The 21,269-nt window shown below is 62.6% G+C and carries 22 protein-coding genes; 10 read left to right on the forward strand and 12 right to left on the reverse strand.

Annotated features, from left to right (window positions below):
• The first annotated feature begins 1 nt into the window (after position 1).
• Together QX034_RS04800 and QX034_RS04805 are read left to right on the forward strand one after the other, a co-directional pair.
• Positions 2-340: a cytochrome c gene (locus QX034_RS04800; protein ID WP_315704708.1), complete on the forward strand. Its 339-nt coding sequence runs from the start codon at positions 2-4 to the stop codon at positions 338-340.
• The gene (locus tag QX034_RS04805) at positions 337-1,275 is read left to right on the forward strand and encodes a transporter substrate-binding domain-containing protein (protein ID WP_316195030.1); all 939 of its coding nucleotides are present in this window, start codon (positions 337-339) and stop codon (positions 1,273-1,275) included. Before QX034_RS04800 ends, QX034_RS04805 begins: the two co-directional genes overlap by 4 nt.
• Before the next feature lie 73 nt (positions 1,276-1,348).
• Here the strand turns inward: QX034_RS04805 and QX034_RS04810 are convergent, their stop codons facing one another.
• Entirely contained in the window at positions 1,349-2,308 is a 960-nt protein-coding gene (locus QX034_RS04810) for a helix-turn-helix domain-containing protein (RefSeq protein ID WP_315704968.1), read from the reverse strand.
• 443 nt (positions 2,309-2,751) lie between these two features.
• Here QX034_RS04810 and xoxF5 point away from each other — a divergent pair, with 443 nt between their 5' ends.
• The 4 genes from xoxF5 to gfa all read left to right on the forward strand — a co-directional run bounded on the left by xoxF5 (position 2,752) and on the right by gfa (position 6,948).
• Positions 2,752-4,554 (forward strand): lanthanide-dependent methanol dehydrogenase XoxF5, encoded by a 1,803-nt coding sequence (gene xoxF5, locus QX034_RS04815; protein WP_315704710.1) that lies wholly within the window; start codon positions 2,752-2,754, stop codon positions 4,552-4,554.
• 132 nt (positions 4,555-4,686) lie between these two features.
• Complete coding sequence (locus QX034_RS04820; RefSeq protein ID WP_315704969.1) at positions 4,687-5,187, forward strand: c-type cytochrome, methanol metabolism-related; 501 nt, start codon at positions 4,687-4,689, stop codon at positions 5,185-5,187.
• Between the two features lie 54 nt (positions 5,188-5,241).
• Positions 5,242-6,351 carry an S-(hydroxymethyl)glutathione dehydrogenase/class III alcohol dehydrogenase gene (locus tag QX034_RS04825; protein WP_315704711.1) on the forward strand — a complete coding sequence of 370 codons (1,110 nt, stop codon included), beginning with the start codon at positions 5,242-5,244 and terminating at the stop codon, positions 6,349-6,351.
• Between the two features lie 33 nt (positions 6,352-6,384).
• Positions 6,385-6,948 carry an S-(hydroxymethyl)glutathione synthase gene (gene gfa, locus QX034_RS04830; RefSeq protein ID WP_315704712.1) on the forward strand — a complete coding sequence of 188 codons (564 nt, stop codon included), beginning with the start codon at positions 6,385-6,387 and terminating at the stop codon, positions 6,946-6,948.
• Positions 6,949-7,091: 143 nt separating this feature from the next.
• Here gfa and QX034_RS04835 read toward each other — a convergent pair whose 3' ends face one another.
• Together QX034_RS04835 and QX034_RS04840 are read right to left on the reverse strand one after the other, a co-directional pair.
• Entirely contained in the window at positions 7,092-7,883 is a 792-nt protein-coding gene (locus QX034_RS04835; RefSeq protein WP_315704713.1) for a fumarylacetoacetate hydrolase family protein, read from the reverse strand.
• A gap of 30 nt (positions 7,884-7,913) precedes the next feature.
• Positions 7,914-10,028 carry a carboxypeptidase regulatory-like domain-containing protein gene (locus tag QX034_RS04840; RefSeq protein ID WP_315729479.1) on the reverse strand — a complete coding sequence of 705 codons (2,115 nt, stop codon included), beginning with the start codon at positions 10,026-10,028 and terminating at the stop codon, positions 7,914-7,916.
• Positions 10,029-11,365: 1,337 nt separating this feature from the next.
• On the opposite strand from QX034_RS04840, the gene QX034_RS04845 reads away from it, so the two are divergent.
• Entirely contained in the window at positions 11,366-11,698 is a 333-nt protein-coding gene (locus QX034_RS04845) for a hypothetical protein (RefSeq protein ID WP_315741959.1), read from the forward strand.
• A 32-nt stretch (positions 11,699-11,730) separates the two neighbouring features.
• Positions 11,731-12,006, forward strand: a complete 276-nt coding sequence (locus tag QX034_RS04850) for a hypothetical protein (protein WP_315704716.1) — start codon at positions 11,731-11,733, stop codon at positions 12,004-12,006.
• Between the two features lie 579 nt (positions 12,007-12,585).
• On the opposite strand, the gene QX034_RS04855 is transcribed toward QX034_RS04850, so the two are convergent.
• From QX034_RS04855 to QX034_RS04895, 9 genes are read right to left on the reverse strand one after another with little or no spacing between them, the layout of a single operon-like run.
• The gene (locus QX034_RS04855) at positions 12,586-12,774 is read right to left on the reverse strand and encodes a hypothetical protein (RefSeq protein WP_315806403.1); all 189 of its coding nucleotides are present in this window, start codon (positions 12,772-12,774) and stop codon (positions 12,586-12,588) included.
• Positions 12,775-12,801: 27 nt separating this feature from the next.
• Positions 12,802-13,209 (reverse strand): DUF4440 domain-containing protein, encoded by a 408-nt coding sequence (locus tag QX034_RS04860; protein WP_315704718.1) that lies wholly within the window; start codon positions 13,207-13,209, stop codon positions 12,802-12,804.
• A gap of 42 nt (positions 13,210-13,251) precedes the next feature.
• The gene (locus tag QX034_RS04865) at positions 13,252-13,818 is read right to left on the reverse strand and encodes a nuclear transport factor 2 family protein (protein WP_315806402.1); all 567 of its coding nucleotides are present in this window, start codon (positions 13,816-13,818) and stop codon (positions 13,252-13,254) included.
• Between the two features lies 1 nt (position 13,819).
• Positions 13,820-14,356 (reverse strand): flavin reductase, encoded by a 537-nt coding sequence (locus tag QX034_RS04870; RefSeq protein ID WP_315741960.1) that lies wholly within the window; start codon positions 14,354-14,356, stop codon positions 13,820-13,822.
• A 7-nt stretch (positions 14,357-14,363) separates the two neighbouring features.
• The gene (locus QX034_RS04875) at positions 14,364-15,323 is read right to left on the reverse strand and encodes a PDR/VanB family oxidoreductase (RefSeq protein ID WP_316195031.1); all 960 of its coding nucleotides are present in this window, start codon (positions 15,321-15,323) and stop codon (positions 14,364-14,366) included.
• Between the two features lie 18 nt (positions 15,324-15,341).
• Complete coding sequence (locus QX034_RS04880; protein ID WP_316195032.1) at positions 15,342-16,100, reverse strand: SDR family NAD(P)-dependent oxidoreductase; 759 nt, start codon at positions 16,098-16,100, stop codon at positions 15,342-15,344.
• Positions 16,097-16,579, reverse strand: coding sequence for an aromatic-ring-hydroxylating dioxygenase subunit beta (locus tag QX034_RS04885; RefSeq protein WP_315741962.1), 483 nt, complete (start codon positions 16,577-16,579; stop codon positions 16,097-16,099). The genes QX034_RS04880 and QX034_RS04885 overlap by 4 nt, the downstream gene beginning before the upstream one ends.
• 15 nt (positions 16,580-16,594) lie before the next feature.
• On the reverse strand, positions 16,595-17,860 hold the full coding sequence (locus tag QX034_RS04890) for an aromatic ring-hydroxylating dioxygenase subunit alpha (protein WP_315704724.1): 1,266 nt from the start codon (positions 17,858-17,860) through the stop codon (positions 16,595-16,597).
• A 51-nt stretch (positions 17,861-17,911) separates the two neighbouring features.
• Positions 17,912-19,075, reverse strand: a complete 1,164-nt coding sequence (locus tag QX034_RS04895) for an acyl-CoA dehydrogenase family protein (RefSeq protein ID WP_316195033.1) — start codon at positions 19,073-19,075, stop codon at positions 17,912-17,914.
• Positions 19,076-19,402: 327 nt separating this feature from the next.
• Here QX034_RS04895 and QX034_RS04900 point away from each other — a divergent pair, with 327 nt between their 5' ends.
• Both QX034_RS04900 and QX034_RS04905 read left to right on the forward strand, forming a co-directional pair.
• Positions 19,403-19,867, forward strand: a complete 465-nt coding sequence (locus QX034_RS04900; protein WP_315704726.1) for a MarR family winged helix-turn-helix transcriptional regulator — start codon at positions 19,403-19,405, stop codon at positions 19,865-19,867.
• A 246-nt stretch (positions 19,868-20,113) separates the two neighbouring features.
• Complete coding sequence (locus tag QX034_RS04905; RefSeq protein ID WP_315727674.1) at positions 20,114-21,253, forward strand: ABC transporter substrate-binding protein; 1,140 nt, start codon at positions 20,114-20,116, stop codon at positions 21,251-21,253.
• The last annotated feature ends 16 nt before the right edge of the window (positions 21,254-21,269 follow it).

Consider the following 21,269-nt stretch of genomic DNA (forward strand, 5'->3'; position numbering starts at 1 on the left):
GATGTCGACGGCGGCGCATTTCGCCGCCGTCGGGGCGATTGCCGTCGTGCTTTGCACGACCGCGGTTGCCCAGCAGCAACAGGACGAAGGCGAAGCGCACGGCAAAATCGACCAGGGCAAGATGACGTTCGCGCAGAAGTGCTCGCACTGTCACGGTCCCAACATGGTCAATTCTGGCACCATCACGCCTGACCTCCGGCGGTTTCCCGATGACCCGCCGCGCTTTGTCACGACGGTGAAGCAAGGGAAGAACGGCCGTATGCCGCCGTGGGGCGACATTCTCACGGACGACGACATCGCGGCGCTCTGGGCCTATGTGTCCAGTCGGAGGGCGCAATGAGCAGCGCGTTGAAAGCGGTCTGTTCCGCCGCCCTCCTGCTGACGACGCTCCTGCCGGTGCAGGCCGCCGACAAGCCGCTGCGGGTCTGCCTGGATGAGGACCTGCCACCGCTCTCGGCACACCACCGGGGCAAACCCGGCGCGGGCTTCGATGTCGCACTCGCGCAAGCCGTGGCCGATCGCCTCGGCCGCCAACTCGAAATCCAATGGTTCGAGAGCAAGCTCGACGAGGACTCGAGCCCTTCGCTCGAAGCCAATGCGCTGCTATCCGACGGTCGTTGCGAACTGCTCGGCGGCTATGCCTTCACCCAGGACGCGCTGGTCGTGCCGGGGGCCAAGACCGCGAAGTTGCCCGACTTCGACGGCGCCACGCGGGAGGATCGGCGTCGACGTGTCCCGCTCGGCGTCCTGACGCCGAGCAAGCCTTACATGTTCTCGACGCTCACCGTGGTGCTGGGTCCGGACGCGAAGCAGCGGCACGTCGCAGGAATCGGCGATCTCGCCGGGCTGCGCATCGCAATCGAGAGCGGTACGCTTGCCGATGCGATCCTGATGACCTTCGACAAGGGGCGCCTGATCGACGACATTACCCATGTCGTGCCCGGGCGCGACGATCTGCTCGGTGCGCTGGAGCAAGGCAGATTCGACGCGACCCTGCTCGACCTCAGACGTTTCGATGCCTATCGCGCCGCCCATTCCGACACCAAGCTGATAGGCTCCGGCTATCTTTATCCGATTGGGGCCAACCGCGGCTATGTCGCCCTGGCCGGCAATCCGGATCTGCTGACTTCGGTGGATCGTGCGATTTCGGAACTGCAGGATGCGGGCACCCTGCCCGAACTCGGCCGCGCGGCCGGCCTCACCTATCTGCCGCCGCGCGAGCCGATGATCCTGGGCGATGCATTCCAGAAGGTGCTGCACAGCGGCGCCCGATAGCGCCGCCCTCGGCATGACAAGAGCGGCAAGGGCGGTTGGGCCTGCGCCAAGAGCGTGAGTTACTTCAAGAGAGTCAGCCAGCCGTCGCCGCGCGGCCGCCCTTGTGGACGGATGACGGGACCACGCCGAAATACTTCCGGAACACACGGCTGAAATGGGACGAGCTGGAAAAGCCCCAAGAGAACGCTACGTCCGTGATTGTCTTGCCGGACTGGGTTTCGAGTTCCTGACGACAGTGTTGTAACCGAGCGCGCCAGATATAATCGCTCACGGTCATGCCACGGTCGCTGAACACCATGTGCAGATAGCGCTTGGTACAGCCAAGAGCCGCTGAAATCTCATCGATGCACAGATCGGGATCGCGCAGGTGCTCGCGGATGAACGCCTGGGCGCGGATATAGATGGCCTCCGGGCCGCCGCGATCGAACATCGCATCGGCTTCCCGCAGCGGCAGCAGCAGCAAGTCGATCAGCGATTCCGCCACGCCGACCGCGCTGTGCGGAGACAGCTTTGTGGCTTCGTCAAACGCGGCGTGCGCGACGTCATGCGCAATCCGTCCGGTTCCACTGCGGGCAGACAGCTTGCAGGCGACCATCTTGTCCAAACGAAAGCCGCGCTCGTGAAGCAGTTCCTTCGGCACGATGACGACCTCATGGCGCGTCAATCCGGGGCTGACGATCGTGTGCGGGCTGGATACGTCATAGGCCAGACAATCACCGGGCCCGATTTCGATGCGCCGCTCATCCTGCTCGAAATAGGAGATGCCATAGGTCTGGAACAGGATCTTGATATAGGGATGCTCGGTGGATCGGGCTCGTGCCAGCGTATGAGCGATGCGATGTTGGCTCGCTTCGATCTGGCAAAGCTTCAGTCGAGACATCGTCGTGTAGTTAATCCGGCCGTTGAATGACGATCCCTCCAGCGGATCAACGTCAAATCGGCCACACAGATCGGTCAGTGCGTCTGACCATCGCTGGAGCTGGGTTCTGGGCGTCAAGCCCGTCGTGTTGAGCGAGCGGATCGTATCGGGCATGTCCATCCACCGATTTCGAGATCGAACGCAACGGCCCGCCGCATAAAGGCGGGTGACGAAAGTGAAGCTAAATTACTCCCTTTTTTGGGCAGCCGATTTGCTTTGTCCACCGGCTGCTTTGCCCACTCGCCGCTGCTCGTGCCGCACCACGAGCCCGAGAACGATCCTCGGACTTCATTTCAAAGCCGTCAAGAAGAACATCAACCTTCAGTCGAAGGTCGGGGGCATCCGGACCGTTGGTGCTCTGCAACATTCACATGCAGCCGTATGTTGCGGGCCAGCAAAGCAAAACTGTTTCGAAAAACTTCACTTCGGTTCACTCTAGAGCAAACGAGTTTCACTCTTGGGCAAGTTTCCCGATTTCGAACTGGATATGGATGAGTGCTGAAGAATGAGACTGGGCCGCGTCCTGCGGACCTTTGTTCAAAATGGGAGGATGGACGATGCGAAATGTACTGCTCGCAACCTGTCTGACGTCGGTCGCGGCGCTTGCCGCGGGTGGCGCATTGGCCAGCGATGAGCTGGTCAAGATGTCACAAAACCCCAAAGACTGGGTGATGCCTGCGGGCGATTATGCCAACACCCGCTACTCGAAACTCAACCAGATCAACGCCCAGAACGTTGGGAAGCTGCAGGTCGCATGGACCTTCTCGACCGGCGTGCTCCGCGGTCACGAGGGCGGCCCGCTGATCATCGGCAACATGATGTACGTGCATACGCCGTTCCCCAACAAGGTGTATGCACTCGACCTGTCGCAGGACAACAAGATCGTCTGGCGGTATGAGCCCAAGCAGGACCCGAACGTCATTCCGGTGATGTGCTGCGATACGGTCAATCGCGGCCTCTCCTATGGTGACGGCAAGATCTTCCTGCATCAGGCCGACGACAAGCTGATTGCTCTCGACGCCAAGACCGGAAATCTGGTCTGGAGCATCGTCAATGGCGATCCGTCCAAGGGACAGACCGGCACTTCGGCGCCTTACGTGATCAAGGACAAGGTCCTCGTCGGAACCTCCGGCGGCGAATTCGGCGTGCAGTGCAGCATGACCGCCTACGACATCAAGTCGGGCAAGCAGGTGTGGAAGGCCTATTCCGAGGGGCCGGACGACCAGATCCTGTTCGATGCCAGCACGACCTCGCTCGGCAAGCCGGTCGGCAAGGACTCCAGCGTGAAGACCTGGCAGGGCGATCAGTGGAAGATCGGCGGCGGCTGCACCTGGGGCTGGGTGTCGTATGATCCGCAGCTCGACCTCGTCTATTACGGCTCCGGAAATCCGTCGACTTGGAATCCGAAGCAGCGCCCCGGAGACAACAAATGGTCGATGACGATCTTCGCGCGCAACCCGGATACGGGCGTGGCGAAGTGGGTCTATCAGATGACGCCGCACGACGAATGGGACTATGACGGCATCAATGAGATGATCCTCACTGACCAGCAAGTCGGCGGACAACCCCGCAAGCTGCTGACGCATTTCGATCGCAACGGTCTCGGCTATACGCTCGATCGCGCGACCGGCGAGCTCCTGGTCGCCGAGAAGTTCGACCCGAAGGTGAACTGGACCACCGGCGTCGACATGGACAAGAACTCGCCGACCTATGGCCGTCCGAAGGTGGTCGCTCAATATTCGACCGACCATAACGGCGAGGATGTCAACACCAAGGGGGTCTGTCCGGCAGCGCTCGGCTCCAAGGACGAACAGCCGGCAGCGTATTCTCCCGACACCCAGCTGTTCTACGTGCCGACCAACCATGTCTGCATGGACTACGAGCCGTTCAAGGTGAGCTACACCGCGGGTCAGCCCTATGTCGGCGCCACCCTGTCGATGTATCCGCCTCAGGGCGACACCAACATGGGTAACTTCATCGCCTGGGACGGCAAGACCGGCAAGATCGTCTGGTCGAACAAGGAGCCCTTCTCGGTGTGGTCGGGCGCACTCGCAACCGCTGGCGGCGTGGTGTTCTACGGCACGCTCGAAGGCTATCTCAAGGCGGTCGACGCCAAGACCGGCAAGGAGCTCTACAAGTTCAAGACTCCGTCCGGGATCATCGGCAACGTGACGACCTATGAGAACAACGGCAAGCAGTATATCGCAATCTTGTCGGGTGTCGGCGGTTGGGCCGGCATCGGTCTCGCGGCGGGCTTGACCGATCCGACGGCCGGTCTCGGTGCAGTCGGCGGTTACGCGGCGCTCTCCAACTACACTGCGCTGGGCGGCACGCTCACCGTGTTCTCCCTGCCGCAGTAACCCGGGATTGCCAGCTTCCGGCGCATGAACTTGTTTCATGCGCCGGTTTGCCTGCCACCGAAATCAAGGATCAAGCTCTTGCGTAAAATCTGCTTTGCGGTCGCTGCGGTTTTCTGCGTGGCAGCCGGAGGAATGGGTGCGACGGGAACGGGAAATGTCTTTGTGGGAATTGCCATGGCGGACGGATCCGGCGATCCGACTGCGGTGAAGTCCGAAGATGGCAAATATTTCGATAAGGACGGAAACCCGACCTACAAGGTTGCCGCCGACGGCACCGTCGACTGGTACACCTACTCGGGATACCGTCGCTACCATTCGGAATGTCACGTCTGCCACGGCCCGGACGGAATGGGATCGACGTACGCACCGGCACTGAAGGATTCGCTGAAGACGATGAGCTATGGCGATTTCCTCGGCGTCGTCGCCAGCGGTCGCAAGAACGTCAGCACCGCCCAGGAGAACGTCATGCCAGCCTTCGGCGACAATCCAAATGTCGCCTGCTACATGGATGACATCTATGTCTATTTGCGCGCTCGCGCTAATGATGCGTGGGGACGTGCACGTCCTGCCAAGCACGAGGATAAGCCGCCAGCCTACACGGAAGCGGAAAATTCCTGCATGGGCAAACACTGATGGGGGATCGCGGCGTTTCAGCTGCCGGTCCTGGGAAAGAATAGGAGTTTAGAGATGAAAACGCGCGCCGCGGTCGCCTTCGAAGCCAAGAAGCCACTCGAGATCGTCGAGGTCGACCTCGAAGGTCCGAAGGCCGGCGAAGTGCTGGTCGAGATCAAGGCGACCGGCATCTGCCACACTGATGCCTACACCCTGGACGGCTTGGACAGCGAGGGCATATTCCCTTCGATCCTCGGCCATGAAGGCGCCGGTATCGTGCGCGAGGTCGGCGCCGGCGTGCTGTCGGTGAAACCGGGTGACCACGTGATCCCGCTCTACACGCCGGAATGTCGCCAGTGCAAAAGCTGCCTCAGCCAGAAGACCAATCTGTGCACCGCAATCCGCGCGACCCAGGGCAAGGGCGTGATGCCGGACGGCACCTCGCGCTTTTCCTACAAGGGTCAGACCATCTACCATTACATGGGCTGCTCGACGTTCTCCAACTTCACCGTGCTGCCGGAGATCGCGGTGGCGAAAATCCGTGAGGACGCGCCTTTCGACAAGAGCTGCTACATCGGCTGCGGCGTGACCACCGGCGTCGGCGCGGTCGTGAACACCGCAAAGGTCACCCCCGGCTCCAATGTGGTGGTGTTCGGCCTTGGCGGCATCGGGCTCAACGTGATCCAGGGCGCCAAGATGGTCGGCGCCGACAAGATCGTCGGGGTCGACCTCAACGACAGCAAGGAGGAATGGGGCCGCCGTTTCGGCATGACCCATTTCGTCAATCCGAAGAAGATCTCGGGCGACATCGTCCAGCACCTCACCGCACTGACCGACGGCGGCGCCGACTACACCTTCGATTGCACCGGCAACACCGCGGTGATGCGACAGGCTCTGGAAGCCTGTCATCGCGGCTGGGGCGTCTCGATCATCATCGGCGTCGCCGAGGCCGGAAAGGAGATTTCTACCCGTCCGTTCCAGCTCGTCACCGGCCGCGTCTGGAAGGGCACCGCGTTCGGCGGCGCGCGCGGCCGCACCGACGTGCCCAAGATCGTCGACTGGTACATGAACGGAAAAATCGAGATCGATCCGATGATCACCCACACGCTGAAGCTCGAAGAGATCAACAAGGGCTTCGACCTGATGCATGAGGGCAAGTCGATCCGCTCCGTCGTCGTCTACTAACTCACCAACGGCAAGCACTAGGAGGATTGCGCCATGACTGTTCACATTCACCCCTCGGTCGACAACGGTGTCAAGCAGGGCTCGGGCCACTTCGCGGGTGGGACCTTGGTCTGCAAGTGCAAGGACAGGCCGGTCAAGGTCGGCGTCAAGGGTGACGTCGCCCACAATCACGCCTGTGGCTGCACGAAGTGCTGGAAACCCCAAGGCGCGATCTTCTCCGTCGTCGCGGTGGTACCGCGGCAGAACGTGACCGTGCTGGAGAACGGCGACAAGCTGCAGATCGTCGATCCCTCCGCGGTGATCCAGCGCTATGCCTGCCGGGAATGCGGCACGCATATGTACGGCCGAATCGAGAACACGGGCCACCCGTTCTATGGCCTGGACTTCATCCATCCCGAGCTGTTCCAAGAACAAGGCTCGGCTGCCCCCGGGTTCGCTGCCTTCGTCTCCTCAGTCATCGAATCCGGCGTCAAGCCGGAGCAGATGGGCGCGATCAGAGCGCGGCTCAAGGAGCTCGGGCTTGAGCCCTATGACTGCCTGTCGCCGGCCCTGATGGATGCAATCGCCACCCACGTGGCGAAAGCGAAAGCAGCGTAAGCCACGACGCTGCTGAACTAGGGGAACGCCGACGGGCGTCCCTTTTGGAAGCGTTCCTTCCTGACGACTTGGTGCCCCGCTTGTGCTTCTTGCGAGCGGGGCATTTTCTTGTCAGCGCACACGCATACGCCGGGTTGGCACGCCTATACGATCTTGATCGACATGTCCGGCAGGCCCTCGAGCTTGCACAACAATACGTCGCCCTTCACCACCGGACCGACATTCTCCGGCGTGCCGGAATAGATGATGTCGCCGGCCTTCAGCTCGAAGGCCTCGGACAATTTCGAAATCTGCTCGGCAACGCTCCAGATCATCTTGTCGAGGTTCGAGTTCTGCCGCACCACGCCGTTCACGGCGAGCGAGATTGCTCCCATTTTCAGATGCCCGACCTTCGCGACCGGATGAATCGGCCCGAGCACCGCGGCATGATCAAAGCTCTTGCCGATCTCCCAGGGCTTCTTCTCCGCGGCCATGCCGTTCTGCAGGTCGCGCCGGGTCATGTCGAGACCGACCGCGTAGCCATAGACGTGGTCGAGCGCCGCATCGGATGGAATATTGGTGCCGCCGGACTTCAGCGCGGCAACCAGTTCGACCTCGTGATGATAGTTCTTGGTCAGTGACGGATAGGGGTGATCGGCCACCTCGCCGATCGCGACGTTCTGGATCGCATCGGTCGGCTTCTGGAAGAAGAATGGCGGCTCGCGATTCGGGTCGGAGCCGCGCTCGATCGCATGCGCCGCATAGTTGCGGCCGATGCAATAGATCCGGCGGACCGGAAACACCCCGTCCTCGCCCGCGATCGGGATCGTCGTTGCCGGCACCATAAAGATCGGCTTAGGGCCGCCCTGGGCCGCAGCAGGGAGCGCTTCCGAGGCGACAGCCGCAGCCGCGCCCGCAGCCGCCGTGAGAAGATTGCGTCGAGAGGTGATGGTCATGACAAACTCCATTTTGAATGATCACGGACATCAATGCGCGAGCGGATCAGGCCGCATCTGGACCTTGAACACCTTGGGATAAGCCTCCTTCCCGCCCTCGCCATGGAAATTGGCACGGGTGCCGGACGTGGTCCAAAGGCCGCGCCCCTTCCAGCCTGCTGTGGGATCGTCGATCCGACCATCGACGTTCTTGGTGAAGAAGCCGAGCGGATACGGCACACGTAAGGTGACGAATTCGCCGTTCACCAGGGCAAGCAGCGACTCGCCGCCGTTGGCGGAGGCGATCGGCACGTTGGCGCCGAGGCCGAGAATGTTGAAGCGATCGACCCAGAGATAATAGGCGTGATTGGCGCTGCCCTTTGGATCCAGCCCTTTGAACTGCGGACCCGGCATCCGGTACACTTTCCAGCCTTCCGGACATTGCTTGCCCTCGGCAGTGCCTGGCCCGTTCAGCGGACCCTTGCACAGGCTGCGGTCGAAGCTCGCGAGATGCCCGCTGGAGAGTGCAGTCCATACCACACCATCCAGCCCGATATCGATACCGCGTGGTCCAAACGTGCCCTCCGGCGGCTGATAGATCTCAGCGAGCGCCGTGTTGGCCGGATCGGCTCCGGGCACGACGCGGATGATGTAGCCGGGCTGGTCCATGCGCGAGAAGCCGCGGTCCATCGATTGCCCCCAGATCGAATCATCGACCGGACTCGGCATGATGCCGTAGAAGGAGGCGACGACACGCTTGTCCTTGGCCGGGTCGAGCGGATCCTTCGGCCCGACGTAAACATCGCGCTTGCCGTTGCCATCGGTGTCGATCACAAGCGGTGTCCAGCCTTGCGCGGCGACACCATCGCGCGTCTCGCGGAACTGTTTCACATTCAGCCAGCCGACGAGACCACCGCCGAGGCCGGGACCACCCGCGCTCATCCACAGCGTATCGTTCGGATCGTGCCCGAAGTAGAGATGGTGGGTCGAGAAACAGGTGTTGATCAGATCCCATTGTCCGGTCGCGGGATCGAAGCGCGACAGCTGGCGCACCGAGGTGGCCTGCGGGTCGACCTGCGCGGACGGATGGCTGGAGCCCTGCTTGCAATAGTCGGGATTCTGCGGCGGCCGCAGGCGCGCGGTAAACCAGACCTTGCCCTGCTCGTCCATGATGACGTTATGAATGCTGGTGTGGCCGTCCCAGATCGGATCGTCACCCCAATAGGCCGAGGTGCCACGTGGCGCATCCGTCGACGACGGCGTGTTGGGATCGAGATAGGGCTCGGTGATGGTCGAAGCCACGTTCTTGACCGGATCGAGTGTCGGGATCAGGTCGGTGCTCTCCTCCGGCGAGCCGTAGATGAGACCATTGGCATTGACGCTCGGATTGCGCTTGTCGGTCGAGATCGCATCATGCTGATAGTGCGTCGGCGACGCCCAATCCCACATGGTGTAGACGACGTTGCGCTCGACGCCCCTCGGCCGCTCCGGCTTGTCGAACGGCAGCTCGCCGGCCGCGATGCGGTCGGTCCATTGTGAGAATAGCGCATAGACCTTGTCCGGTCCCATGCTGCCAACCACCGTGGCCATGTATTCCATCGCCTGGCCGGCCTGGGTTCGAATCGCCCAGGCCTCCTGCGAGTTGTGCCCTTCCAGGAAGACCTTCGGCACTTCGCGGATACCGCGCGATCCCAACGCATGACAGGACTGGCAGGCATTCTTGACCGTATCCACCCACTGCGCCTGCGACTTCATCGTCTCAGGCATCTTGTTGCCCTTGTCGCCCGTGCCGGGAAATTCCTCGGGCGCGGGAATGTCGAGCATCGAATACCAGTACATACCGGGATAGAGCTGCGCAGCAGCGGCTGGCGATGCTGACGGCACCGCATTGAAATCGACCGCCCTGCCCGGCCGCACCTCGATCTGCGCGGTGTCCTGCAGTCCGTAGCCGCGGACCCAAACTTTGTAGGTCGCATCGGGGAGTTCGGGGATCACGTAGCGACCTTGGTCATCGGTGACGACGACCTTGGCGTATTTGGTCGGCAGATCGCTGGTCTCGGCAATCACCCAGACGCCGGCTTCTGGACCGTTGGTCCCACTCACCTGGCCGCCGATGTCGTGGGCAGAAATCTCGATCTCGGCTGCGGCGGCGACATCGCTTGACATGAGCGGCATCGTCGCCATGCAGCCCATCAAGATGGCCTTGAGCTTCATGTTTCTCCCCTTTGTCGCCGTTGCCGCCATTTGTCTGGCGGCTCTTTTTTTCTAGCCGGAGCGCCCTTCGGACCTCGCGTGGCCGGCTGCTAGGCGGAAACAGACTTCTTCGCGATCTCCGTGGCGCTCGGCAGATTCTCGCTCGTCCAACGGGCGACCATTACGCCTGGCCGGCATCCCCGTTTCATTCGCATGGGTTGCGGAGCGGGATCAACCTGGTCTCGACTCATGCCGCATTGCAACGCCGATGAACTCCGCGTGAGGAGGTTAAGACTGGACGACCAATTCGCCGATCTGAAGCGCGACAAACTACGCGGCGACAAGCTCGCGACGCCAGGCGAGATCGCCCCCATGAATCGCTTCGTGTGCGCCGCTCCCGTCTCGCCGCAGGGCTATCGCCGGGATTGCCCCATAACGCCTCTGTGCCATTCTGCGCGCTCGACGCATCCCGCGGCGGAGCCATGGACGCGCGGTACACTTGATAGAGCATCAGCCGTCGAACTCGTCCACAAGGACCAAGGACTACGTGATGCCCGTCGACAGATCAGCCGCGTTCTGGGCGGACTTCGGAGAGCTCCACGCCAAATCATCAAGATTCTCACGTCCGGCTTGGCAGTGATGTATCAGCGCGGCTGACGAGCTCTTCATTGGTGTAGAGAGGCGTTATCACATGCGCCCCAAACACGCGGGCGCGCGCGACCATTCAACTCATTATCGGGATCGATCGCCGTGATGGCTTGTCGGCCGGGCCGGAGATGCAATCGTCGCTGCGGCTCGCGATCGCTAGCTAAACGGCCGAAGCATCGGCCCGCACTAACACGAATCGACATTTGCCGATTGCTCGCTAGCCGACGAATTCCATCGCCCGGATTTGACGTAGATCAATTTGATGCAGATCAAAAAGAGAGGCCGCCTGCACGATTATGCAGGCGGCCCAAGTCCAGGGAGGAAACGCCCAAGAGGGCTACGCTATGTCTAGCGCAGAGTGGCCGTCATGGGTATCCGGAGGATACCGGAGGTTGTCAACAACCACAAGTTACATTTTACAGCTAAACACCCCAAAAATCGCGCGACGGCCAGCTCGCAGGCCGTTGGTCGCCTCAAGCCTAAGTCAGAGCACTGGTCTTCGGTTCCTGATCCTTCCGTTCGCGTTGTGCGGCGCTGGCGGGGGGCGCCAGCCCGAATCGGTCGCCCCGGGGCTCGAAGCCCTCCACACATGGTAAATTGTCCCTTTCAATCGGCGGATCGCCCCTGGCAGCAGGAATCCGAAGGCGTCCCGCTCCGGTCCCATGAACATGTCGGCCAATTCGCTCGCCTCCTTGCTACGGTCGGAGCCGTTCGGAATTGGAGCTGATGAGGACCTGATCCTCGACAATCGCAAGCCACGTCTGCCGCGACTGCGGACAGATACGGATTTCACCTTCCGCATCGCGAAGCTCAAGATTCAACTTAAAGGCGAATATCGGGATCTGAGCTTTCGACCGCGACTGATCATGGCCGCCGTTGTCGAAGTGGGACATGCGATGGTCTGCCGTCGAGATAACTCGCGCTATGACGTTTGCGAACGGCCTCGAGTTGCTGTCGTCGCCACTGTGCAAATTCGTCGGGTGACGCGGCTTTGACGTGCGGTTTCGGAATCAAATGTTGTCGCAATATGACTCCCGCTCAATCGAACTGGATCGCGACCGCCAAGCTCGGGCAGGAATGGCACGGCCTCAGCGATCCCAGGCTGCGCGTCATGGCGCATGCGATCCGCCACGAGCAGCAGGGCGAGATCGCGCTGACGGACGGCGAACGGGTCTACCTCGCCTTGGACATTGGTCCCTTGAGCATCCGACCCGACGGGCAAACCATCAGTACGACGTTGTGCGGCCGGCACTTGCTATGCCTGCCCGTCGGCGATATGTCGCCGCCGAATGGCGCGCCCTGAAACATTCATTTCGTGAAGCCGTTCAAATAGATCGGCCGATCCGCCCCCCATCGGCGCAAAATTTCTCTTTCGCTTTTTCAGAATTCATGTTTCTATTCTGCCATCCCGCCTCGTTGAGGGACGTATCGCGATCGTCACGGACGTTGAGTGCGGGATGCGGTAGGCGCACCGGCGTTGCAGCATGGTTCATCCATGCCGACGAACAGCATCGGTGCGCATGGCCAAATCGTGTGGTTCTGGCGCCTCGGTGCTGGCGCTAAGTTGGCGAGGATGCGGATGATGCATCGCGCCGATGACGGGGACAAGAAAGCCGATCCCCGGGGAGATCACGTATACGCCGTCAAACTATCGCGCAGGGAATGCCGGTTGATCCGGCTAAACCTGTGGTGACTGCCGCCTGCTTTCTTTTCTGCAGGCGGGCCATGGGTGAGGCCTTCACCCGGCATTCCCGGCACCCTCTTCGTGGTGAGAGGGTAAAACGAAGTTGATAGCTCGGACGCAAACGCGCCGCGAGACGGTGAAATCGTGCGCGGAGATCGCGTCGGCCTGCGTCGCGGAACGGCGCCTCCATGCGTCAGGCTACTCGGCAATAAGGCTGGCGTCCTTCATGAACACAGTCTCCGGCATGCCCTCCGCCATCGCGCCGTTATCGTCCGCGGTCTCGATGCGGACATGGGACACGCCGAACGGATCGCGCCATTGCTGGACGACGCGAACCTTGTAGCCGCGGAACCCATAGAGCCGCCACATCTCCGCCCGATCGGCCATGACGCTGTCTCCTTCTCCCGCTCGCGCCTACGCGATCCAGGTTTCCTGCAGATGGCGCCACACCGGCGTCGGACGATCGGGGCGGCTGAGCAGCAGTGCAGTCGAGACCCGCTCGGTGGTGCCGGAGTCCTGGATCTGCCGCTCGTGATAGGTGACGAGCGCAGTCGTGTCGCTGACATGCCGCACGACGACCTCGCTGATCTCCATGATCAGCGTCGGCCGCGAGCCGCGCATGGACGGCAGCCCGCCCGCAAACTGCGCGTAAGTCACCAGCTTGCCGGCGGGCGAGACCATCGTGAACCCCTCATCGAAGCGGGCGAGGATCGGCGCCGGATCGTCGCTGCCTTCGGCACGAAACCAGGCCTGCAGCAGCCGATGCAGGGCATCGGCCTCGGCGGCAGCGGCGGCGGTGAATGGACTGGCTGAAACGGACATGATGGCGGCTCCTGATCTCGTGACAAATGAGGTTGATGCGGCTCAGGCGCGCATCAACACCGATTTTTCCGGAATGCTTTCCGCCCAGCCGGATGTCAGCGGCGCGACGAAGACGTTCTCGGTCCGCGTCCGCGCCACTTTCCAGACGCCGTTCTCCTTGCGGAAGGCGTTGTTGAGCCGGCTCGACCGCAACAGCGACGAGCCGTCGCTGAAGATCCAGGGCTGGCAATGCACCCATTGACCATCCGCCTCGTCGCCGCGAACATGGATCTGCTCCGAGGTCAGGTAATGCACGTTGAGCACCAGCGCGGGATCGCGCTTGGTGCCCCAGAAGCCCTCGAAATGCTTGCGGATCGCGGCCTTGCCGACCATACGGCCGAACTGGTTGTCATAATAGGAGCCGACGCCTTCCCAGATCGCGTCTTCGGTGTAGAGCTCCATGATGCGGTTGATCCGCTCGGCATCGTCGTCCGCGCCAGCCTCCGGGCATGGGGTGTCACACAGGAACATGTAGCGCGCCTGGACCCGGCGAATGTCGGCTTCCGCGCGCAGCACTTCAACCTGTTTCTCAAGCGCCTCCAGCTTGGCCGCCAGATCTTCCAGCTTCATCTCAGGTGGTCTCCTGCTCCTTGGCCGGCAGCGCCGGCGCGGCCGCATTCAGGTGATGATAGGCACGGTTGAAATAGATGAGACCTTCCGCATCGGTCGCGATCGCAACATCGATCACCTCGCAGAAGAACACCGTGTGGGTGCCGACCTCCTCGTTGCGCACGATCCTGCAATCCAGGCTGACGGACGCATCGCTCAGCACCGGCGCGCCTGTGGTCAGCGCCCGCCACGACGCCCGCGCAAAACGCTCGGTGATCTCCAGCCCCTTGCCGCCGAATGCGCCGGACAGCGCCTCGTGCCGGCCGGTCAGGACGTTGACGCACAGCACGCCATTTTCGACGAGATGGGCATGCGCGCCGGCCTGCCGGTTGACGCAGACGAGCAAGGTCGGTGGGGTATCCGTCACGCTACAGACGGCCGAGGCCGTCAACCCGTGCCGGCCGGCGGGACCGTCGGTCGTCACCACATTCACGGCGGCTCCCAACCGGCTCATCGCGTCGCGGAATTCGTTTTGGCCGATCGGGCTCATCACAGTCATTCCGCCCTCAGAGATCGAGCACGAGCGTCGGCGTCTTCGAGCGAGAACAGCACACCAGGATCTGGTCGTTGGCTGCCTTCTCCTCGTCGGTCAGATAGTTGTCGCGGTGGTCGGGCCCCCCCTCCAGCACCGTGCACATGCAGGTGCCGCAGATGCCCTGCTCGCACGACACTTCAACTTTGACCCCGATCTCCGCGAGCGCCTTGACGATCGGGACGCCGGCCGGAACCATGACGCTCTTGCCGGACTTGGCGAGTTTCACCTCGAAGGCATCACCCGAGGTATCCACATCGGCTTCGAAATATTCACGATGGATCTGCGCCTCGGGGTAGCCCAGCCGATGCGCCTCGCCGATCACCCATTCCATGAATCCAGCGGGACCGCAGACATAAAGGTGAGTGCCCGCTGCGGGCGCCGGCAAGTCGCGCTCCGGCAGGAAGCGCTGGGCTTCGGGGCCGTCGTCCAAATGCAAACAGCTGTGCGCGGCGAGCGGTGCTGCCTCGAGCACATCCAGGAACGCGGCCTTGGCTCGGCTGCGCGCGCAATAACGCAGCGTGAAATCCTTGGCGTGGGCGGCACAATGCCGCGCCATTGCCAGCAGCGGCGTCACGCCGATACCGCCGCCGATCAGGATCGTCTTGCTGGCCGCGGCTTGCAGCGGAAACAGGTTGCGCGGCACGCCGATCCGCAAGTGATCGCCGGCGTGCACGTCCCGGTGGATCGCGGCGGAGCCGCCGCGCGAGCCTTCGGCCAGCAGGATGCCGAGCTGATAGCGCGAACGATCGGCCGGATCACCGCACAGCGAATATTGCCGGATCAGATCGGGCCCCAGATGGACATCGACATGCGCGCCCGGCTCGAACCGCGGCAGGCTGGCTCCGGCCGCGGCCGCGAGATCGAGCACGACGATGTCCTCCGCCGGCTCGCTGCGGCTGACGACGACGACATCCAGCGTCTGTTCACTCATGCTCACTTTAATCTTTGCTCAACGCAGATAGATGCCGCCGTTGACGTCCCAGGTCGCGCCCGTCGCAAATGCCGCCTCGGGCGAGGCCAATTGCAACACCAGCTTGCCGATGAAGCTGGCGTCCCCGATCTGGCCGACCGGGATCGTCGCCTTCACGGCTTCCAGCCGCTCGGGCGACAGCGTGCGATGGACCATCGGCGAATCGATCGGGCCTGGTGCGATCGCGTTCACGGTCACCCCCGATGGCCCGAGGTCGCGCGCGAACACTTTGGTCAGCGTGATGATGCCGCCCTTGGATGCAGCGTAGTGCGCGCCGGTCGCTGTGCCGCCGCTCTGGCCGGCGAGCGAGGCCATATTGATGATGCGGCCGTGGCCGCGCGTCTTGAAATAGCTGCCGAACACCTGGCAGCCGAGAAAGGTGCCGCGCAGGTTGACCGCGATGACGGCGTCGAACTCCTCCGGCGAGATCTCCATCACCGGACGCGCCACCGTGACGGCGGCATTGTTCACCAGGGCGTGCACCGTCCCCCACTGCGCGAGCACTGCTTGCAGCGCCGCCGCGAATTGCGGCTTCTCGCGCACGTCGAGCCGCTGCGCCAGCGCAGTCGTGCCGGACGGATCGAGTTCGGCGACGACACGCTGTGCCGCCGCTTCATCGATATCGGCGACCATGACGCGATAGCCGCCGCCATGCAGCACGCGCGCGATCGCCTCGCCGACACCGCTGCCGGCGCCGGTGACGACGGCAGCCCGCTTCTCTTCACCGATCGCCGTCACAGGATGTACCCGATGCCGGTCAGCGCGTCCGTCGAGTTGATCAGGCGCACCACCTTGCGCGAGATCTTCAGCTTGCCGTCGCCGCCGCGCACCAGGCTGAACTCGATGTCGGCGGTGTAGTTGCGTTCGCGACCGCGGCGGAATTCGGTCAGGATCTGCGCACAGCGCAGCTCGCAGGCCGTCGGATCGGTTTTCAGGATCCGGAAGCGCGACTGCACCCGCACGGTGCGCGCCACCGGCGAGGTCGAGATCGACTGGCCGTTGCGCAGGCGGTCGACACGCTTCTGGCGCATGGAGTGGTCGTCATAGGCGTAGTTCAGCGTGTTCTCGAAATCGGTTTCTCCCGGCTCGATCGGAACCACATAATGGGCATCGGACGTCCACAACGACAGCCATTCGTCGTATTCGGCATTGTCGAGCAGGTCGGCCTCATACCAAGTGAAGGTCATGGCCTCGTCAAGGGTGATCGCCTGGGTCATGTTGTTCGTCCTCTCTCAGGCCGCCATCATCTTGGTCCATTGCGCATAGGCCGCGCGCATGCCGGTTTCTGCGCTGACGTCGCCGCGGCGATGGCCGTCCGGCATCGCGGTTTCCTGCGGCAGGCCGCGATTGAGCATCAGCCACAGATCGTGGTCGCCCTGCGCGCCATGCTGCACGCGATCCCACACCTCGGCGTCATCCGGGCTGCCGAATCCCATCGGCCCCTGGAAGAACTCGTGCAGCCGCATGCGCGCGCGGTTCGCCGCGGCCGGTCCGCCCTTCATGCCGATCGCGATGTGACGGATTTCGGTTTCTTCCACGGATACCGGTTGCAGCACCCGGAAGAACGCCATCGAGCAGGCGACATTCGGGAACAGATTGAGGTTGAAGCCGGAGCCGCCGACCGCACGGACGATGCGGCGGACTTCCAGATCGCTGTAATCCCTGGCGAGCTCGGCGGCGAGATCTTTGAACTTCTCCGGGATCGGCGCCTCCAGATTGTCTTCCAGATCGATCAGTTCGGGGATCATCACCATGACACTGTGGCCGTTGCCGAGATCTTCGACGAAGCCGCCATTGTTCATCATGTCGAGCGTGGTCTGCGTCTCGCTGTCGACCGCGGTCAGGAAGGATTTGTGCACCAGCGGGAAGTGATAGGCATCCGTGGTGTTCTCGAGCTGGATCTTCCAGTTGCCGGGAAAGCGGAATTTGTGCTCGCCGAGGGTCGTGACCGGATAGCCCGCGCCCTGCTTCATGAACAGGTCCATCCACTTCTTGGCCGGGCCGAGGAAATCGACCAGCGGCTCGATGTCGTCGCGGAAGGTCGCGAAGATCATGCCGGCATAGGATTCCACCCGCAGCGAGCGCAGCGGAAACTTCGCCCGATCCAGCACGCCCTCATAGCCCTTTTCATAGGGAACGCCGCGCAGCGAGCCGTCGAGCCCGTAGCTCCAGCCATGATACGGACAGACGAAGCTGTTGGTCTTGCCCTTTGCCACTTCGCACACCGTGGCCGCACGATGCCGGCAGCGATTGACGTGCACGTGAATGGCGCCCTTGCGGTCGCGCACGACGATCACCGGATGCAAACCGACCTGCGCGGTCTTGAAGTCGCCGGGATTGGCGATCTCGCTCTCATGCGCGACCCAGACCCAGGTGTTCTCGAAGACCTTCCGCATCTCCGTCTTGAATATATCGGGGTCGGTATAGAGCGTGGTCTTGGCGCGGTCGGGCTGGATCAGCGGGCGAATGTCGACGTTGGCTTCGGCGGTTGTGGTCATCAGCTGATATCCTTGAGGACGCCTCGGATCGAATTGGAGTTTAAAGACAGTTTATGGGAAGCCCGGCTGCGTCGGCAGCCCGAGCAGCACCCGGCCCGCGCTCTGCATCGTGCCCTCGCTCAAAAAGGCGTGCTGCGCGACGACGAGGCTATCGCACATTGCTCGCGCCAGATTGTGCGAGGTGTAGATCGAAGCCGTGCCGGCGAGACCGCAGGCGATACGGGCGACGTCCGCGCCCGACCGCGCCGCATGAGTTGCCGCCAGCCGCATCAGGGTGACAGTCTTCTGGTTCGGCGCGCCGTTCACCACTTCGCTCCACAGCTCTTCCGTCGCCTCATAGAAGAAGGCGCGGGCCGAGCGCAACAGCGCCTCGGCGCGCGCGATTTCGAGCTGGACGTAGCCACGATCGGCCATGACGGGCGCGCCGGTGATCGAACCGCGCGTCCCGGCCATCGCACTGACATCGTCCAGCGCCGAACGCGCGACGCCGATCGCGACGATCGCCAGCACCTGCGCGGCGAAGGCCAGCGACGGATAACGATAGATCGGCAGATCGAGCGTGGCCTTGCCGCCGCGGATCAAGGTCCATTCTTCCGGCACCACGACGTCGTTGACGATCAGATCATGGCTGCCGGTGCCTTGCAGACCAATGACGTCCCAGTTCTGACGGATCATCACCTTCTCAGCGGGCATGACAGCCACGCGCGGCAGGCCGCCGGTGGAATCGCCATCCACGGTGATGCCGACACCGATCAGCTCCGCACCCGGCGAGCCGCTGCCGAATTTCCAGACACCGTTGACCAGGAAACCGCCGGACGTGCGCTTGGCGGGCTGCAGCGGAAACAATCCGCCGGCGAACACGACATCGGGCCCCTTCGCATAGACCTTGCGCAGCGTTTCCTCTGGCAAGGTGGCGAGATAGCCGGCGGCACTGCCAAAGCTCGCCACCCAGCCAGCCGAACCGTCCGCCTCCGAAATCGCCTCGATCAGGCGGCAGAACTCCGCCGGCGAACGCTCCTCGCCGCCGAACCGCTTGGCGACCATGGCGCGATAGACGCCGATCCGCTTGAACCCTTCGATGATGTCGTCCGGAATCTTCTGTGCGGCGACGAACTCGGAGCGGCGCGCCTTGATCTCGGCGAGCAGCGCCGGCAGGCTCTGCGCTGCAGCGGCTGCCTCCGTCTCTCTGGCGATCGTCGCAAGCGGTGGCGTCATCGGTCGAGCCTCATTGTCCAGACATCGATAGGATAAGAATGCCAATTAGTGGAAATTTCCAGCGAAAAATCTAGCTTCATTGCACAAAGATTATTCCGTGAGTGCCTGCTTAACGACCTTGCAGCGCACGCGCGCGGCAGCAGCAGCAGACGACCAACTCGCGGCCCTCCCTGCCGAACGCAAACTAAGCACCAGCCCGTTCGCACACGCACAGGACGGCGAGGGTGGCGCAGCACAGCTGCCTTGCTTTATGCAATCTGGTGTTGCTAAGGACGGCAGCCGGATGAGGAACGTCCGACGGAACCGAGACAAATGCGAAAGACCGAATTGGACGAGATCAAGCGCCATGTGAGGGCCGAGGACAGCCGCTTCCTCGCCAGCCGCTCCCCCTTCTACCATACCGTTCGCATGCTCGCCCGGTACTACGCGCGTATGAACGCGGTGCTGAAGCCATCCGGCATCGATATGGCGCGCTGGCGCGTGTTGAGCCTCCTTGCCGAGCGCGAACCTATTACCGTGTCCGAAATCGCAGAGGACTGCGTGGCGCATATTTCCACGATGGCAAAGACCATCACGCGCATGGTCAGCGAGGGCCTGGTGACGGTCCGCACGTCGAGCGCCGATGCGCGCTCGACCGAGGTCATGATCACTCCAGAGGGCCTCGCCCTCCTCGAACAGACCCGGGAAAAGACCAAACACGTCTTCAAGGAAGCGCTGCGCGGCTTGACCAAGACCGAGGTGCAATTGCTCAATTCGCTGTCGGCCCGCATCTTCGAGAACCTGTCGCCATAATAATGTGACTTCCCGCCGCTCCACGCGCGACGACGGCCGGGATTAGTACTCAACTGACTGCTAATCATGCAGCTTGCCGCGAGAAGCGGCGGATTCAGCCGAATTAACTTGCTTGATTGTTCTAGTGAATATGCGAGTAATTTGAAGCCGCCGGCAGAGAGCCACAGCCCGGCAGCCGGAGTGCCGGCAGCTCGGCACGCCGTGCCGCTTTCGCGGCCGTCATAAAGAATGTGAAAGGATCGTGTCGTGCTCAGACTTATTGCCGCGGCGGCGCTGCTGACCGCGACCGTATTCCCCGCCAGTGCCCAGATGAAAGTGGGCGTCATCGCTTCCTCGACCGGCCCGGTCTCCGTGGTCGGCGTGCAGCAGAAGAACACAGCCGCGCTGCTTCCGAAGAAGATCGGCGACGTCGCCGTCGATTATATCTACATGGACGACAACAGCGATCCGACGCAGGCGACCAAGAACGTCCAGAAGATGCTGATCGACGACAAGATCGACGCGCTGATCGGTCCGTCCGGCTCGCCCAATGCCGTCGCAGTGCTCCCGTTCATCGCCGACGCCAAGACCCCGATGCTGGCGCCGGTCGGCACCACGGCGGTGGTGCTGCCGATGGACGACAAGAAGCGCTGGGTATTCAAGACGACGCAGAATGATAACCTCGTCATGGACGCGATCGTCGCGCATATGAAGAAGACCGGCATCAAGACGGTCGCCTTCATCGGCACCAGCGATCCGCTCGGCGACAATTTTGCGGCCGCTTTCAAGGCCGCCGCCGAGCCGGCCGGCCTGAAGATCATCGCCGAGGAGCGCTTCGCCCGCACCGATACCTCTGTGACCGGCCAAGCCCTGAAGATCCGCGCGGCATCTCCCGACGCCGTGCTGATCGGCGCCGCTGGTGCTGCGACCGTGCTGCCCGAAGTGACCTTGGTCGACCAGGGTTTTGCCGGCAAGATCTACCAGACCCATGGCGCTGCGACGCCGGAGTTCCTGAAGATCGGCGGCAAGAAGGTGGAAGGCACTTTCCTCGCCGCAAGCCCAATGCTGGTGTTGTCCGAGATCGGTGACGATGTCGCATCGCGCAAGGTCGCGCTCGACTACATCGCGGCCTACAAGAAAATCTATGACGTCGAACCCGGCACGTTCGGCGCCAACATCTACGATGCCGGGCTGCTGCTCGAGCGCGCCGTTCCGGTGGCCGCCACCAAGGCAAAGCCCGGCACCCCGGAGTTTCGCGCGGCGCTTCGCGACGCGCTCGAAGAGGTCAAAGACCTCACCGGCGCCCAGGGCGTCTACAACATGACCGCAAAGGATCATTCCGGCTTCGATCAGCGCAGCATCGTCATGATCGCGGTCAAGAACGGCAGCTGGTCGCTGGTCAAGTAAGCGAAAGGCGCGGGCG

Origin of the sequence: Bradyrhizobium sp. SZCCHNR3119 (assembly GCF_032487775.1) — a bacterium.
Taxonomy (GTDB): domain Bacteria; phylum Pseudomonadota; class Alphaproteobacteria; order Rhizobiales; family Xanthobacteraceae; genus Bradyrhizobium.

What these genes read in the sequence shown, in the direction of transcription:
- QX034_RS04875 (WP_316195031.1), bottom strand. Translation starts at nt 15,323, where the DNA reads ATGAGTGAACAGACGCTGGATGTCGTCGTCGTCAGCCGCAGCGAGCCG.
- QX034_RS04800 (WP_315704708.1), top strand. Translation starts at nt 2, where the DNA reads ATGTCGACGGCGGCGCATTTCGCCGCCGTCGGGGCGATTGCCGTCGTG.
- QX034_RS04870 (WP_315741960.1), bottom strand. Translation starts at nt 14,356, where the DNA reads ATGACTGTGATGAGCCCGATCGGCCAAAACGAATTCCGCGACGCGATG.
- QX034_RS04840 (WP_315729479.1), bottom strand. Translation starts at nt 10,028, where the DNA reads ATGTCAAGCGATGTCGCCGCCGCAGCCGAGATCGAGATTTCTGCCCAC.
- QX034_RS04810 (WP_315704968.1), bottom strand. Translation starts at nt 2,308, where the DNA reads ATGCCCGATACGATCCGCTCGCTCAACACGACGGGCTTGACGCCCAGA.
- QX034_RS04855 (WP_315806403.1), bottom strand. Translation starts at nt 12,774, where the DNA reads ATGGCCGATCGGGCGGAGATGTGGCGGCTCTATGGGTTCCGCGGCTAC.
- QX034_RS04890 (WP_315704724.1), bottom strand. Translation starts at nt 17,860, where the DNA reads ATGACCACAACCGCCGAAGCCAACGTCGACATTCGCCCGCTGATCCAG.
- QX034_RS04860 (WP_315704718.1), bottom strand. Translation starts at nt 13,209, where the DNA reads ATGTCCGTTTCAGCCAGTCCATTCACCGCCGCCGCTGCCGCCGAGGCC.
- QX034_RS04895 (WP_316195033.1), bottom strand. Translation starts at nt 19,075, where the DNA reads ATGACGCCACCGCTTGCGACGATCGCCAGAGAGACGGAGGCAGCCGCT.
- QX034_RS04850 (WP_315704716.1), top strand. Translation starts at nt 11,731, where the DNA reads ATGACTCCCGCTCAATCGAACTGGATCGCGACCGCCAAGCTCGGGCAG.
- xoxF5 (WP_315704710.1), top strand. Translation starts at nt 2,752, where the DNA reads ATGCGAAATGTACTGCTCGCAACCTGTCTGACGTCGGTCGCGGCGCTT.
- QX034_RS04805 (WP_316195030.1), top strand. Translation starts at nt 337, where the DNA reads ATGAGCAGCGCGTTGAAAGCGGTCTGTTCCGCCGCCCTCCTGCTGACG.
- QX034_RS04820 (WP_315704969.1), top strand. Translation starts at nt 4,687, where the DNA reads ATGGGTGCGACGGGAACGGGAAATGTCTTTGTGGGAATTGCCATGGCG.
- QX034_RS04845 (WP_315741959.1), top strand. Translation starts at nt 11,366, where the DNA reads ATGAACATGTCGGCCAATTCGCTCGCCTCCTTGCTACGGTCGGAGCCG.
- QX034_RS04825 (WP_315704711.1), top strand. Translation starts at nt 5,242, where the DNA reads ATGAAAACGCGCGCCGCGGTCGCCTTCGAAGCCAAGAAGCCACTCGAG.
- QX034_RS04865 (WP_315806402.1), bottom strand. Translation starts at nt 13,818, where the DNA reads ATGAAGCTGGAAGATCTGGCGGCCAAGCTGGAGGCGCTTGAGAAACAG.
- gfa (WP_315704712.1), top strand. Translation starts at nt 6,385, where the DNA reads ATGACTGTTCACATTCACCCCTCGGTCGACAACGGTGTCAAGCAGGGC.
- QX034_RS04885 (WP_315741962.1), bottom strand. Translation starts at nt 16,579, where the DNA reads ATGACCCAGGCGATCACCCTTGACGAGGCCATGACCTTCACTTGGTAT.
- QX034_RS04835 (WP_315704713.1), bottom strand. Translation starts at nt 7,883, where the DNA reads ATGACCATCACCTCTCGACGCAATCTTCTCACGGCGGCTGCGGGCGCG.